The 14,430-nt window shown below is 64.5% G+C and carries 16 protein-coding genes; 9 read left to right on the top strand and 7 right to left on the bottom strand.

The window, feature by feature from the left end; all coding sequences use genetic code 11:
* Window positions 1-454: 454 nt before the first annotated feature.
* On the top strand, window positions 455-3,133 hold the full coding sequence (gene leuS / locus RR_RS15845; RefSeq protein ID WP_011224350.1) for a leucine--tRNA ligase: 2,679 nt from the start codon (window positions 455-457) through the stop codon (window positions 3,131-3,133).
* Here leuS and RR_RS15840 read toward each other — a convergent pair whose 3' ends face one another.
* Window positions 3,134-3,583, bottom strand: a complete 450-nt coding sequence (locus RR_RS15840) for a GIY-YIG nuclease family protein (protein ID WP_011224349.1) — start codon at window positions 3,581-3,583, stop codon at window positions 3,134-3,136.
* Window positions 3,584-3,588: 5 nt separating this feature from the next.
* Complete coding sequence (locus RR_RS15835; RefSeq protein ID WP_049939033.1) at window positions 3,589-3,879, bottom strand: hypothetical protein; 291 nt, start codon at window positions 3,877-3,879, stop codon at window positions 3,589-3,591.
* Between the two features lie 90 nt (window positions 3,880-3,969).
* Here RR_RS15835 and RR_RS15830 point away from each other — a divergent pair, with 90 nt between their 5' ends.
* The 5 genes from RR_RS15830 to RR_RS15815 all read left to right on the top strand — a co-directional run bounded on the left by RR_RS15830 (window position 3,970) and on the right by RR_RS15815 (window position 7,100).
* A complete protein-coding gene (locus RR_RS15830) occupies window positions 3,970-4,602 on the top strand; it encodes a rhomboid family intramembrane serine protease (protein WP_049919138.1) in 633 nt (210 codons plus the stop codon).
* 98 nt (window positions 4,603-4,700) lie between these two features.
* Complete coding sequence (locus RR_RS15825) at window positions 4,701-6,137, top strand: lamin tail domain-containing protein (RefSeq protein WP_011224347.1); 1,437 nt, start codon at window positions 4,701-4,703, stop codon at window positions 6,135-6,137.
* A complete protein-coding gene (locus RR_RS15820; RefSeq protein WP_007189536.1) occupies window positions 6,137-6,421 on the top strand; it encodes a DUF3006 domain-containing protein in 285 nt (94 codons plus the stop codon). Before RR_RS15825 ends, RR_RS15820 begins: the two co-directional genes overlap by 1 nt.
* Window positions 6,422-6,481: 60 nt before the next feature.
* Window positions 6,482-6,649, top strand: coding sequence for a hypothetical protein (locus RR_RS22510; RefSeq protein WP_004959785.1), 168 nt, complete (start codon window positions 6,482-6,484; stop codon window positions 6,647-6,649).
* A gap of 145 nt (window positions 6,650-6,794) precedes the next feature.
* Window positions 6,795-7,100 carry a hypothetical protein gene (locus RR_RS15815; protein ID WP_079890998.1) on the top strand — a complete coding sequence of 102 codons (306 nt, stop codon included), beginning with the start codon at window positions 6,795-6,797 and terminating at the stop codon, window positions 7,098-7,100.
* 96 nt (window positions 7,101-7,196) lie between these two features.
* On the opposite strand, the gene RR_RS15810 is transcribed toward RR_RS15815, so the two are convergent.
* Both RR_RS15810 and RR_RS22505 read right to left on the bottom strand, forming a co-directional pair.
* The gene (locus RR_RS15810; RefSeq protein WP_007189534.1) at window positions 7,197-7,934 is read right to left on the bottom strand and encodes a ribonuclease H-like domain-containing protein; all 738 of its coding nucleotides are present in this window, start codon (window positions 7,932-7,934) and stop codon (window positions 7,197-7,199) included.
* An 85-nt stretch (window positions 7,935-8,019) separates the two neighbouring features.
* Window positions 8,020-8,190: a hypothetical protein gene (locus RR_RS22505; RefSeq protein ID WP_171814234.1), complete on the bottom strand. Its 171-nt coding sequence runs from the start codon at window positions 8,188-8,190 to the stop codon at window positions 8,020-8,022.
* A gap of 141 nt (window positions 8,191-8,331) precedes the next feature.
* On the opposite strand from RR_RS22505, the gene RR_RS15805 reads away from it, so the two are divergent.
* Window positions 8,332-8,706, top strand: coding sequence for a universal stress protein (locus RR_RS15805; protein ID WP_049939031.1), 375 nt, complete (start codon window positions 8,332-8,334; stop codon window positions 8,704-8,706).
* Here the strand turns inward: RR_RS15805 and RR_RS15800 are convergent.
* Genes RR_RS15800 through RR_RS15790 form a run of 3 tightly spaced genes read right to left on the bottom strand, consistent with a single transcriptional unit; the run spans window position 8,703 to window position 10,560 of the window.
* Window positions 8,703-9,431: a ParA family protein gene (locus tag RR_RS15800; RefSeq protein WP_004959778.1), complete on the bottom strand. Its 729-nt coding sequence runs from the start codon at window positions 9,429-9,431 to the stop codon at window positions 8,703-8,705. The genes RR_RS15805 and RR_RS15800 overlap by 4 nt on opposite strands.
* A gap of 42 nt (window positions 9,432-9,473) precedes the next feature.
* Window positions 9,474-9,902 (bottom strand): HIT family protein, encoded by a 429-nt coding sequence (locus tag RR_RS15795; RefSeq protein ID WP_004959776.1) that lies wholly within the window; start codon window positions 9,900-9,902, stop codon window positions 9,474-9,476.
* Between the two features lie 34 nt (window positions 9,903-9,936).
* The gene (locus RR_RS15790) at window positions 9,937-10,560 is read right to left on the bottom strand and encodes a uracil-DNA glycosylase (protein WP_049939030.1); all 624 of its coding nucleotides are present in this window, start codon (window positions 10,558-10,560) and stop codon (window positions 9,937-9,939) included.
* 100 nt (window positions 10,561-10,660) lie between these two features.
* Between RR_RS15790 and RR_RS15785 the strand changes: the two genes are divergently transcribed.
* Entirely contained in the window at window positions 10,661-10,852 is a 192-nt protein-coding gene (locus tag RR_RS15785; protein WP_049919134.1) for a hypothetical protein, read from the top strand.
* Window positions 10,853-10,904: 52 nt separating this feature from the next.
* Entirely contained in the window at window positions 10,905-14,129 is a 3,225-nt protein-coding gene (gene ileS, locus RR_RS15780) for an isoleucine--tRNA ligase (RefSeq protein WP_011224343.1), read from the top strand.
* Window positions 14,130-14,430 lie beyond the last annotated feature (301 nt).

Below are 14,430 nucleotides of genomic sequence, written 5' to 3'. Positions count from 1 at the left end.
GCAGCAGTTGATCGAATGCGAACAGCCAGAAAGCCCCTGCCGTCTCGGCTCCCGCGACTCGCTGTCGTCCGAAAACCGGAGATTTTCGTGATCACGAGAGAGCTTCGCTCTCTCGAACGACGCTCCGGTAGGTGCTTGTGTCCTCGGGGTTCGCCGAGACGGCGGCCCCTTTCAGTCCCACCCGTAGATGGTTGCCCAAACTATGCTGGGTGGGACTGAAAGGGGCGGCTGGCTGAACGACGGCGGACGAAGCAAGGACCGCAACGCAGTGAGGACCGCAGCGAGGCCCCCGAGTTCAGCCAGGGCGAGAGCTTCGCTCTCGCGGGCAATCGGACGCTGCGCGTCCGATGACAGCCGGGGCTTTCTGGCTGTACACAACCACTGTCTCACTACGACTCGCCACCTTTTCTAGCCGAACACTGATGTGCGCGGCAAGCACAGGACGAGATAGCAAATGTCGCGCCGATATGACCACGCTCGGGTTCAGGAGTACTGGCAGCAGGCCTGGGAGCGAGAGGGCGTTTTCGAATGCCCGACCGACGCTACGGACCCGACGTACGTGCTGGGAATGTTTCCCTACACCTCCGGCTCGTTGCATATGGGACACATCAGAAACTACGCCATTACCGACGCGTACGCCCGGTATCGGCGGATGGCCGGTGACGAGGTGCTTCACCCGATGGGGTGGGACGCCTTCGGCCTGCCGGCGGAGAACGCGGCCTACAAACGGGACACTGACCCCGAATCCTGGACCCGAACCTGTATCGACCAGATGAAAGACGACCTCCGGGAGATGGGCTTTGGCTACGACTGGTCCCGGGAAATCACTACCTGTGACCCCGACTACTACCAGTGGAACCAGTGGCTGTTCACCCAGTTCTACGATGAGGGGCTGGTCGACTACGGCGCGGCGACGGTGAACTGGTGTCCGGACTGTGAGACAGTGCTTGCTGACGCGCAGGTCGAAACGCCGCCGGAAGCCGATGAAGGCGAAACGACTGCTGGCACTGGCCACAGCCACACCCACGGTGGCGGTGTCTGCTGGCGCTGTGGAACGGACGTTGAGCAGCGAGACCTCGACCAGTGGTTCTTCGCCATCACCGACTACGCCGAGGAGCTGTATCACGGGCTCGACGACTTGGAGGGATGGCCCGACGGCGTCCGGGACAGCCAGCGCAACTGGATCGGTCGACAAGAAGGTGCTCGCGTCGCCTTCTCAGTCGGTCACGACGACCACGGGACCGTTGAGGCGTTCACGACGCGGCTCGACACGGTATATGGCGCGACATATCTGGCGCTGTCGCCGGGCCACGACCTCGCCCGGGCGCTGGCCGAGGCGGACGACGATGTCGCCGACTACGTGGAGTCGGTGGCGAGCACGGATGACGCCGGGATGAGCGGCGTCGAGACGGACCTCATCGCGACCCACCCGTACACCGGCGAGGAACTGCCGGTGTACGTTGCCGCGTACGTGCTTGACGACGTGGGCACGGGTGCGGTGATGGGCGTGCCGGCTCACAACGAACAGGACCACGCCTTCGCCGACGAACACGACCTGCCCGTCGAGCAGGCTGTCGAACCGGTCGACGGCAGCGGAACGGACCTGCCACACGCACCCTACACCGGCGACGGGATGCTCATGGACAGTGGCGAGTACGACGGCCTCGCCAGTTCCGCCGCCCGCGAGCGCCTGCGCGAGCACGAGGCCGCCGAGTCCGCGGTGACCTACCGCCTGCGGGACTGGCTCATCTCGCGGCAGCGCTACTGGGGGACGCCGATCCCCATCGTCCACTGCGACGACTGCGGTCACGTTCCGGTCCCCGAGGAGGACCTCCCGGTGGAACTGCCCGACTACGTCCAGACGACGGGGAACCCACTCGACGCCGCAGAGGAGTGGAAACAGACGAGCTGTCCCGACTGCGGGGCCGACGCGGTGCGGGAGACGGACACGATGGACACGTTTGTCGACTCCTCGTGGTACTTCCTCAGGTATCTCTCGCCGCACTTCGCGGACGCGCCCTTCGACCAGAAAACCGCCGACGAGTGGCTCCCGGTCGACGTGTACGTCGGCGGCGAGGAACACGCAGTGCTGCACCTCCTCTATATACGCTTTTTCACCCGCGCGCTGTCGGACATCGGCCTGCTGGACCGGGAAGAACCGGTCGAGCGACTCATCAATCAGGGGACGGTGCTTCACAGCGGCGAGAAGATGTCCAAATCGAAGGGCAACGACATCGCGCCCCACGAGTACGGGGCCGAGACGACGCGGCTGTTTGTCCTCTCGGCGGCCCACCCCTCGCAGGACTTCGAGTGGACCGTGAAGGACGTCTCCACGGCCTACGACTTCCAGCAGACGCTGTATCGCCTTGTCACGGAATACACCGACCGAACGGAGACACGGACCGAGAGCACCGACCACGACACGTACTTAGAGCGGGAAATCGACCGGACTATCGCGGCCGTTACCGAGGAGTACGACCGCTTTCGCTTCCATCGCGTTATCGGCGAGATACAGCGCTTCGCCCGCCTACTGGGGCGCTACGCGGGCTACGACCGTCCCTACCAGTTCGCCTACAGCCGCGGCTTGCGTGTGCTCGCTGGCCTAGTTGCCCCGATCGCGCCGTTCCTCGCCGAGGAGATGTGGCAGCTGCTCGACGAGGACGGCCTCGTCGCCGAGAGCCGGTGGCCAGAACCGCTCCGTGACGTGGACGATTACCGCATCGAGCGGCAGGTCGTCCGGCGGACGCTCGACGACGTGCGCGAAATCACAGAGGTCGTCGACATCGACGAACCGAACGAGATCGAACTCGTCGTTGCCGCCGACTGGAAGTACCGCGCCTACGAAATCGCCCGCGAGTCTGACCCCGACGACGCCATCGTCGGCGAAATCATGGCCGACGAGGGTATCAAGCAGCACGGCGACACGGCCGCCGAGTTCGCCGACCGCCTGGCCGACCGCGGGGCGGGCCTCGAACCGATTATCGACGGCGAGCGCGAACTCGATACGCTCCAGCAGGCCGCGTGGCTGTTCGAAGACGAGTTCGGCTGCGATGTCGTCGTTCGGCGGGCCGCGCCTGACGACGACCTCGCGGCCAAGGCCCGACCGAACAAGCCCGCGATTCACATCTCCTGACTACTCGGTCGCGGTTGCTGTCTCCTCTCCGGCGGCCTCGTGGGCGTCGGTCACCGCGTCGACCAGTTGCTCCCGCTGCTCGTGGTGTATCAGATGTGAGCGACAGTCACAGTCAGAACAGCCGAAGGCGTCGATGCGGTCGAACCCCTCCGCTGTCGGCCCGTCGACACGCTTGGCGACGGCGCATTCGATGTCGGCCTCGGTCGTGACGACCCGGTCGACAGCCGTCGCCGCGTGGCCGAGCAGGTAGTCGATGTGCCAGTGCCGGGTGTCGTTGTCGCCGGCAGCGACCGCGCGGTGGCGGTCGATGCGACCGAAACCGCCGCTACCCAGCGCACTCCCGGTGTAGGCGTACCAGCCCGCCGGGAACTCGATTTCGCCCAGCGCGCCGACCGCAATCGGCCCGCCGGCGATTCGTTCGAGAATCAGCGTGTAGGTTCCGCCAGGCATGTCACTCAGGTCCCGACGTCGGGGTCGGCGGCGAGTTCGCCGAACCCGTCGATACGGAACGGCCGGGAGTCGGTGCAGTCCTCATTTTCAGCGGCGAGTTCGCCGATGACCCAGTTGAACTGGCGGTCGAACCCGTCGTAAGGCGCGTCCGCGAGCAGGTCGGTGACGCGGTCGCTCGTCAGATCCTCGTCGTACTCCTCGGCGAAGTCGGCGATGTTCTCGGCGGCCGTCTGTGCGATTTCGTCATCGGTCTCGTCTGCGAACGCCGCGGTGAGGGTGTCGGTCAGTTCGGACATACGCGACATAACGCGACGATGCCACGTATGCGTTCTGAAACGGAGGGCTGTCCGAGCGTTTCTTGTGTTGAGAGCGACAATATCGGCACAATGAAGCCGTTGCGACAAAGCCCAACCGTGGTCACGCTGGCGGTCATCGGTGCTGTGTTCCTCGCACAGCAGGCCGTCGGCGTGGTGACCGCCCCGCGGAGCCTGTTCGCCCTCTCGCCCCCGCTGTTCAGTCGTCCCTGGACACTCGTCACCAGCGTGTACGCACATGCTGGCCTGTCGCATCTCATCGCAAACGCCGTCGGAGTGGCGCTCGCCGGTGTCGTCCTCGAACGCCGGACGTCGCCGCTCCGATTCCACGCCTTCTTCCTCTCGACCGGCGCACTCGCCGGCGTCTCGCAGGTCTCGATTGCCAGCCTTGTCGGCCCGCTCGTTCCTGGGATGGTCAGCCACGTCTCCGTCCTCGGGGCCAGCGGCGCGGTGTTTGCGCTCTTTGGCTATCTGCTTGCCGCAAACCGCCTGACTGACACTGTCATCGGTGGGTTCGAACTCGCGCCGCGCGTCCAGTTGGCGCTGGCCGGCGGCGTCGCCGCGGCGATCACGCTCGCGACCGCGAACCCCGGCGTCGCGCTCATCGCACACTTCACCGGCCTTTTGTTGGGGTTCCTCGCCGGGCGCGTCCACCTGTTGCGACCGACGGACTCGCCACAGACGCCCGAGACCGCGAACTACTGACCGGCGTGCCGTCGTTCTGAGCTAGCGACGATATGCCCTGTCCCGTGGCACGTAGTTGGTAAGTGGTACCAAATAACTCGGCCACGTAGACAGACGGAATGGTACGGAGTCCCCGTGTCGAGTCCTTGGCAGTCGCGGCGCTACTGGTGCTTGCCGGCTGTGGCGGGTTCGTGGCAAACGGGGTAGACAGCAGCGCGGATCAGTCGACCGCGACCGAGACGACGACGCCGGACGCACCCTCACCGGCCGCGGCGAACGGGACGTTAGAGGTCCACTTCATCAACGTCGGCCAGTCGGTGGCGACCCTGCTGGTCAGCCCAGACAACGAGACGATGCTCATCGACTCCGGGGACTTCACCGACGACGGCGAGTACGTCCTCCAGTACCTCGACCGGCAGGGCATCGACCGCATAGACCACTTCGTCGTCTCGCACAACGACGCCGACCACATTGGTGGTAATGCGGCCGTCATCAGGCACTACGAGACCGAGAAAAGCGGCGTCGGTGCGGTGTACGACCCCGGTATCGCCGCGAGCACGCAGACCTACGAGCGGTACCTCGACGCCGTCGAAGCCCACAACGTGACGCTGTACGAAACGCGCGAGGGCGACCGGATTCCGTTTTCCGGCGTCGAGACGACCGTGCTCGGCCCGCCGGAGCCGTATCTGGAAAACGCGGCGCGAAACGAGAACAACATCGTCCTCCGAATCGAGCACGGTGAGACGAGCTTTCTCTTTACCGGCGATGCGGAGGACGACCAGGAGGCGTATCTCGTCGATACCTACGGAGCGGCGCTCAGGGCCACCGTACTGAAAGCCGGCCACCACGGCAGCGCGTTAAGCACGAGCGGGCCGCTACTCGACGCCGTCGACCCCCGGACCGTGGTGGTCTCGAGCGCCTACGATTCGCAGTACGGCCATCCGAACAACGAGACGCTCCAGCGCCTTACGGCGCGTTCGGTTCCGGCATACTGGACCGCAACCCACGGGGACACCGTCTTGACTAGCAACGGGACCGCTGTGACCGTCAGCACGCAGCGGGCAGCGCCGACCGACCCGCTGTCACTCCGCACTGGGGACCCGATTGCGCCGGGTGCGACCGAATCGGTTACGCCGCGAGCGACCTACCTGCCCCGCTCGTCCCCGCGGACTGATACACCGGGCCCAACCGCAACTGACGGGGGAACGCCCGCCGAGAACACAAGTGGCGACCTGATTATCGACCGGGTGCGCGCCGATGCGGCGGGCGACGACCGGGACAACCTCAACGACGAGTACGTCGTGTTCCGGAACGCGGGCGCGGAGCCGCTGGAAATGGGCGGCTGGACGGTCAGCGATGACGCCGGCCACAGCTACACCGTCCCCGACGGATTCACTCTCGGCCCGGACGAAACCGTGACGCTGCACACCGGCAGCGGCACCGACACGGACACCGACCTTTACTGGGGGTCGGGGCGTCCGATATGGAACAACGGCGGCGACACAGTCACTGTGACCGACGCCGACAACGAGACCATACTGAAACGGAGCTACTAATGCTACCTGACGGAACCTACACCGCCGTCGTCGACCGGATCGAAGACGGGATCGCCACGCTGGAAGTGGACACCGAGGACGGACTGTCTGCCCTCGATATTGCGGCGACCGAACTGCCGACCGAGGCGCGGACGGCCGACGTGGTTCTGGAAATCACTGTTGCAGACGCGGCGCTTGTGGATGTAATCCATGAGCCCGACGAAACCGATAACCGGGCGAGCGAGACACAGCGTCGGTTCGACCGATTATCCGAGCGGCCGCCACAGGACAGCGACGACACGTAAACGTGCCGCACACTCCGTAGGAGCCTGATAACAATATGTATTGAGTGCGTAGCTCGATGCATGTGGGACAGTGACACAGAAACGGTTGACCCACCGCTCGGGCAGTGTCCTGCCTGTGACGTGACGATTCCCGCAGCGAATCTCGTCATCGCGTACGACAGGGCCGGCGACTGGCCGCGGATGCTCGCCGCGTGCCCGGATTGTGGGGACGCCGTGAATCCAGTGTAATTCCTGTCACAAAATGACAGTACCTGTGGACGTGAATACACATAGACGCGCTGGCGCGGTCGTCTATCTGTGTAGTGACCATCGATTAGGTGCGGTATACTGTTGATTCGATTAATGATACCGAGGCCAGACAGGGGGAGTGAGGGTGGGGTCATCAAGCGGTGATAGCCCTCCGCTCCCGCACCGGAGCGACGCCGACAGACTGCGACTGACAGACCTCGGTCAATACCTCGATACGCTCGTGTTTGCGGCTCGCGGGGTCTGGACCGTGACACTCGTCGGTGTCCGACCGTTTGCGTTCTGGGGTGCGGTATTGCTGCCGCTGCTGTATCTCCCGTCGCTCTACGGCATCGGTACGGGGCAGAATACGGCGCTGTTCCTCGACCTCGTTGTCTGGCACGTGGCTTCTATCATCCTCGGCCACGGCCACACGCCGTTTTGGAGTCGATAGCTCGGTAATACTCCCGCTAACACTCCACGGCTGCCAGCCACCGCCTCCGCTCCACCTGAAACAATGGGGGTGTGGTGACGATTCTCGTCCCTAGAGTCAGCCAACAAAAATCTGCTCATCAAGCCGCTCGGTGGCGGTTTCGGCCAGCGTCTTGAGATTCACCGTATCCTCACGGTTGTATGACACCAGTGTTTCGAGTGCACCGTCGCGGCCCTGCTCGTGTTCCCGCCAGAGTCGCACCGCGTCTTGGCCCGAGATGTCCGGCCGGTCCCGCTCGATACCGATGTCCTGCTCGACCTGTTTGAGCCCGCCGGAGAGTCCGATTTTCTTGCAGGTGTACATCAGGTCTAGATGCGGGCGGTCAAGGTCGACATCGAAGTTCGCTTCGAGGAAGGGCACGTCGAAGCGCTTGCCGTTGAACGTCACCAGTAAGTCCGCACCGTCGAACGCGGCCCGGAGGTTCCCGGCGGTCAGGTCGTCACCGGCGATGAGCGTCTGTGTGTCCCCGTCCTGATGGAGGCTCACCGTCGTCACCTGGTTGCGGTCCTGGTCGAGTCCGGTCGTCTCGATGTCGAAGAAGCAGGCCCGTTCACGGAAGGTCTCGTACAGCCGCCAGCGCTCGCTGCTGGGAAACGCGTGGTCAAAATAGGTAACGTCGGTCTCGGCCACCCGGTCCCGTCCCTCGTCGATGAACTGCTGGATGCGGTCGCCGCGCTGGCCGCCGACGACGGACGGTTCGAACTCGTCCCAGTGGGTGACGCCCTGCTCCCAGATGGACCGCTCGGTCTTCTCCCCGACGCCGTCGGTTCCGATGAAACTGTTCTCGACGCGCACGCTCTCGGGTACAGGTTGGGCTGTATGTAAGCCCGTCGGTGCGACTGGAGTCGTGAAGGGCCTGCAACGCGTTCGACTGGCCGGCCTACGTCCCGCACATCGAGAGGATATCGCGATACACGAACTGGTTTTCCAGCGGGACGACGACGGTGCTATCGCAGTTTGCACACGTCGATTGCGGCTGGTCGAACGTCTGCTCGCAAAACGGACAGACGAACACCGACACACCGGTTGGATGGGCGTTGGACATATTCATCGGTGGGGTGCCGTGAACGAGTGTTCGCTCGCTATACGCATGCGGTGGCTACGAGCCCCTGACTATGTGTATAACACTCCCCGCTGTGCGCAGCTACTGACGAGCGAAAGCACGAAGCCGAATGGAACCCATGGACACACAATGACGACGTTCCTGCTCGCCACCAGCTCTGTCCACGTCACCGCAGCCGCCGCTGACTACCTCCAGCACCGCCTCGACTCGGCAGCCGATCACGATATCGTCGTGGTCGCGGTCCACGACCCCGATGCACCGTCGCGCGACGCTGGTGACGCCGTCAACGTCGCCCGCTCGCGGCTCGCAGCCTTCATGCCCGCGACGGAGACGCGAGACGGAGCGCCCGTAACGGAGATACTGGCGGCGGTTGACGAGCACGACCCGGACGAACTCCTCATCGGCCCCCACCGTGGGACCGACGACAGCGACGGCGTCGGGTCGATGGCTCGGGACCTCCTGACCAACGTCGACCGCCCCGTTATCGTCCTCCCATTGCCCTAGCGGGAGAACAGGCCGTCGTCCTCGAAAGTCAGACCGAGGTCGACATCGAGCAGGTCCTCGGCCATCGCGGCGACAGTTGGAGCGACATCCGACTCGGGGTCCGTCGCAAGCGGTCTGGGTGCGCCCGGTCCGATGTGTGGAACGGTGTGTGCCGCGTCTTCGACGGATTCACCGCCATCGCCGTGCACGCGGGTGGCGACAATGGCCGATGCCGGTGCGCCGATGTCACGGAGTCGGCCTCGTTGCCTCGGAAACAGGTCGCTGCCGCGCTGGCTGGCCGGCACTACAAGCGCCCGCCGCTGTGCGGTCGTGGCAGCGGCGACGGCCTGATTCGATGCGATCGGCGGCACATCGAGCAGGACGTGGTCGAACCGGCCGGCTACCTCTTCGATAGCCTGTTCGAGCGCCTGTGCGCTTTCGGCTGACTTCGCTCGCGCGAGGCGCTCAAACGGCGCGTGGGCCGGACAGAGCGCGACCCGCCCGTCGGCGTCGATATCCCACTCGAACAGTGCCTCATCGACTGACGCGTCGCCGACGGCTACCGCGGTCACGTCGGCATCGAGCCGCCCGTCGACGTACGTCGCCAGCCCCTGTGTGCCGAAGGCTGCGTCGACGACAGCGACGGACCGCCCACCCCGGGCCAGTGTCGCCGCTGTCTCGACTGTCAGCCTTGTTGTTCCAGCCCCACCAGTACACCCGACGAACGCAAGCGTCGAAACCCCCATGCGTTGCTGTTGGCGTATCTTTCGGTAAAAAGATGCGGAATTTTACGCTTGCTCAGCGACGATGTCGTTCTCGATGTCGTCCAGTTCGTCGTCAGAAATGTCGGGACGGTCGTTGACCAGCACGTGAATCGGGCGGCCGCCGTCGTCCTCGAACCGCGGGATAATGTGGCCGTGGACGTGGGGGACCTCCTGACCGGCCACCTCACCGTTGTTGAACGCAACCGTGCTGGCGGGGGCGTCGACGGCCGACTCGACGGCGGGGACGAGTTCGTGCAACGTCGACATGACTGCACTCGCCACATCGGCGGGCGTGTCGTTCAGCCGCTCGTGGTGGGCCTTCGGAATGACGAGCGTGTGGCCTGGCGAGAGCGGATTGGCGTCCAGAAACGCCAGCACGGTGTCGTCCTCGTAGACGGTGCGGCCGGGGATGTCGCCGGCAACGATCTGACAGAAGATGCAGTCCTCGCTCATGGTCGTCCCTGCGTCCGGCGGTCACAAGAAGGTTCTAGGTGTCGGCGACACCGGCGACCGCGTCCGTGAGAGCGTCGACATACGTCTCGCGGTCGTAGCCCAGCCGCGAGAGCCAGACTTCCTGATACGACGGGTGGAGCAGCGGAACCACGGGCACGCCCAGCGCCTCGCTTCGGCGGGGGTCGAGCACGCTGTCGAGGAAGCCGTCAAGCGACTCGCCGTCCAGCGCCAGTACTGTCTTCGTCGCGTGTTTCCCGGTCGCCACGACCGCAGTCGGCTCGATCGCCTCGACTTCTTCGACGAGGTAGGGCCGGCAGTTCGCCAGTTCCGCATCGGTCGGGTCGCGGTTCCCCGGCGGGTGGCACTTCACGGCGTTGGTGTAGTAGCAGTCGTCGTGACTGAACCCGGCGTCGGTGAGCAGGTCGCGGACCTTCCGGCCGGAACGCCGTGACGTGTAGGCCATCCCGGTCAGATTGCCGCCCTGCCAGTGCTCGGCCTCGGAGTCGCCCTCGGCTGGGGCCTCGCCGACTACCACGAGGTCGGCGTCCAGCGGACCGTTGCCCCACGAGATGCAGGTCCGGCTCTCGGCGAGTTCAGGGCAACGCCGACAGTCCGCTGTGAGGGTGTTTCGCTCCGCTCCGTCCGGAAACGTTGGCACATCTGTGGTAAGGGCTGTGCGTGGCAAGTCGGTGGCGGTACCGACGTACTGTCTGGGCCACCACAAGACGTTTATCGCCGGTGGCCGCTCCAGCATCTGTATGCCCTCCTACGAGTACCGCACTATCGAGGTTGACAGTGATGTCATGATCGCCGGACTCGGCGGCGAGGTCACGCCGCCGATCGAGCAACTGAACGAACTCGGAGCCGAGGGGTGGCATGTCGCCGCTCCGCTCACGGACAAGACCGGCGAGACGGTCAGCTTGCTCCTTCAGCGTGAGCGCGAGCGCTGAACGGTACACATACAACCGATTGTCCTTTATTGGAGGCGGCGAATGTGGCGGTATGGAACGTTTCGCCGCTGTCGATGACCAGTACGACCCCGACGCCGTCGAGGACGGCGTCTTCGAGTACTGGGACGACGTCGACGCCTACGAGCAGACGAAGGCCCACCGGGCCGACGGCGAGGACTACTTCTTCGTTGATGGACCGCCCTACACCTCCGGCGCGGCCCACATGGGCACGACGTGGAACAAGACCCTGAAGGACTGTTACATCCGCTACCTGCGGATGCAGGGCTACAACGTCACTGACCGGCCGGGCTATGACATGCACGGCCTCCCCATCGAGACGAAAGTCGAGGAGCGCCTCGACTTCGAGAACAAGAAAGACATCGAGCAGTTCGGTGAGGAGAACTTCATCGAGGAGTGCAAAGACTTCGCCGAGGAGCAACTCGAAGGCCTCCAGACGGACTTTCAGGACTTCGGCGTCTGGATGGACTGGGACGACCCGTACAAGACGGTCAACCCGGAGTATATGGAGGCCGCCTGGTGGGGCTTCCAGCAGGCTCACGAGCGCGACCTCGTCGAACAGGGCCAGCGCTCCATCAACCAGTGCCCGCGCTGTGAGACCGGCATCGCCAACAACGAGGTCGAGTACCACGACGTGGGCAAGCCGTCGATTTACGTGAAGTTCCCGCTGGCGGAACAGGATGGCAGTCTGGTCATCTGGACGACGACGCCCTGGACAATCGTCGCCAACACCTTCGTCGCCGCCGACGGTGACCTCGAATACGTGGGCGTCGACGCCGAGAAAGACGGCGACACCGAACGCCTCTATCTCGCCGAGGCCTGTGTCGAGGATGTACTGAAGGCCGGCCGGTACGACGACTACGAGGTCGTCGAGGAACTGTCCGGCGAGGAGATGGTCGGCTGGGCGTACGAGCACCCGCTGGCCGAGGAAGTGCCGGACCACGCCCAAGGCGAGGGCTCTGGGCAGGTGTACACCGCCGACTACGTCGAGGCCGACCGCACGGGCCTCGTCCACTCCGCGCCCGGCCACGGTGAGGAGGACTTCGAGCGCGGACAGGAACTCGACCTCGAAATCTTCTGTCCGGTCGGGAGCGACGGCGTTTACACCGACGACGCGGGCAAGTACGCCGGGACGTTCGTCCGCGACGCCAACGACGAGGTCATCGACGACCTCGACGAGAACGGCGTCCTGCTCTCCAGTGAACCTGGCCACACCGTCCGCGAAGGGCAGTGCTGGCGCTGTGACACCGACATCGTCCGTATCGTTACCGACCAGTGGTTCATCACGGTGACCGACATCAAGGACGAACTGCTTGCGAACATCGAGGACAGCGAGTGGTACCCGCAGTGGGCCCGCGATAACCGCTTCCGGGACTTCGTTGAGGACGCGCCGGACTGGAACGTCTCGCGGCAGCGCTACTGGGGCATCCCGATCCCCATCTGGCTCCCTGAAGACTGGTCCGGTGACATGGACGACGCCATCGTCGTCGGCGACCGCGAGGAACTCGCCGAGCGGGTCGACCAGGACATCGACCCCGAAAATGTCGACCTCCACAAGGGCACGGTCGACGACCTCACCATCACCGAGGACAGCACGACCTACACCCGTGTCGGCGACGTGTTCGACGTGTGGCTCGACTCTTCCGTCGCGACATGGGGGACCGTCAACTACCCCGAGCAGACGGAGGACTTCGAGGAGCTGTGGCCCGCCGACCTCATCATGGAGGCCCACGACCAGACCCGCGGCTGGTTCTGGTCTCAGCTGGGCATGAGCACCGCCGCGACCGGCGAAATACCGTACAAGCAGGTGCTGATGCACGGTTACGCCAACATGCCCGACGGCCGTGGGATGTCCAAGTCCAAAGGCGTCCTCATCGACCCCCACGAAGTCATCGAGAAGCACGGCCGCGACCCGATGCGGCTGTTCCTGCTATCGGTGACTGCTCAGGGCGAGGACATGAACTTCTCCTGGGAGGAAACCGCCGAGATGCAACGGCGGCTGAACATCCTCTGGAACGTCGCCCGGTTCCCGCTGCCGTACATGCGGGCCGACGACTTCGACCCCGAGGAAACGACGGTCGAGGACCTCCGCGACGACCTCGAACTCGTCGACGAGTGGGTGCTCTCCCGGCTCCAGAGCGTCACCGAGGCGATGACCGACTCGATGGACGACTTCGAGAACGACAAGGCGGTCGACGAACTGCTCGAATTCGTCGTCGAAGACGTCTCTCGCTTCTACATTCAGGTCGTCCGCGAGCGGATGTGGGAGGAGGAAGACAGCGCCTCGAAGCAGGCGGCCTACGCCACCCTCTATCGCGTGCTCGAATCCGTGGCCGCGCTGTTTGCTCCGTTCACGCCGTTCGTCGCCGAGCAGGTGTACGGCGCACTCACCGGCGACGCCGGCCACCCGACGGTCCACATGTGCGACTGGCCCGAGGTCGACGCCGACCTGCACGACCCCGCACTCGAACGCGAAATCGAGGTCGTCCGCGAGGTCGAGGAGGCGGGCTCGAATGCCCGCCAGCAGGCCGAACGCAAGCTCCGCTGGCCCGTCACCCGCGTCGTCGTCGACGTGGACAGCGACGACGTGGCCGATGCGGTCCGCGCACAGGAAGCCATCATCGCCGACCGGCTCAACGCCCGCGCCGTCGAGGTTGTCGGCGCTGACGACGAGTGGGGCGAACTCCAGTACTCCGCCGAGGCCGACATGAGCGAACTCGGCCCGGCCTTCGGCGACGACGCCGGCCGCGTGATGAACGCGCTCAACGAGGCCCGCGTCACCGAGCAATCACTCGATACCCTCGAAGGTACAGTACGCGAGGCGCTCGGTGAGGACGTCGACCTCACCGAGGAAATGGTCGAATTCCGCCGCGAGACGCCCGAGGGCGTCACCGGAACGGAGTTCACCGCGCTGGACGGCGGCGGCGTCGTCTATGTCGACACCGCGCTCACCGAGGACATCGAGAGCGAGGGGTACGCCCGCGAGGTCATCCGCCGAATCCAGGAGATGCGCAAAGACCTCGAACTGGACATCGAGGAACGCATCGCCGTGGACCTGACAATCGACGACGAGCGCGTGGATTCGCTGGTCCGCGAGCACGAGGCCCTCATCAAAGAGGAGGTTCGCGCTGACGAGCTAGACGGCGTCGAAGATGGCCATCGCAAGACCTGGGAGGTCGAAGGAACTGATATGGAGATTGCGATTGCGCCGTGCGAGGCCGACCAGCGGGAGGCCTCGGAACAGGCGAGCGGCGACTAAGAGGAGCCGCGAGCCGTGGCGGCTGCGGAAGCGTCGGACTGACGGCCGGTAGCTGCCACTTTCGGCGAGCGATCACGCAGTATCGGTTGTGCTGTACAGCGGAGCGATCCGAATAGTTCTTGATTCAGGTCTGTACCTACACTTGCTTGTACAGAACGCTATACTTACTGAGAATTGGGGACACCGTCGAAGCGAAAACTGTCTACAGTAACCTGAAGCAACGGCCAGCGGGTTTTTTGAGGTTCTCATAAAATATCGTTTGTTGAAATCCCACGCCGTAATTTATGTAAATGAGTACACT

The sequence above is a fragment of the Haloarcula marismortui ATCC 43049 genome (genome assembly GCF_000011085.1).
Lineage (GTDB): Archaea > Halobacteriota > Halobacteria > Halobacteriales > Haloarculaceae > Haloarcula > Haloarcula marismortui.
Note: the sequence above shows the minus strand (reverse complement) of the source record. Positions and strands in the feature narration are given on the sequence as shown.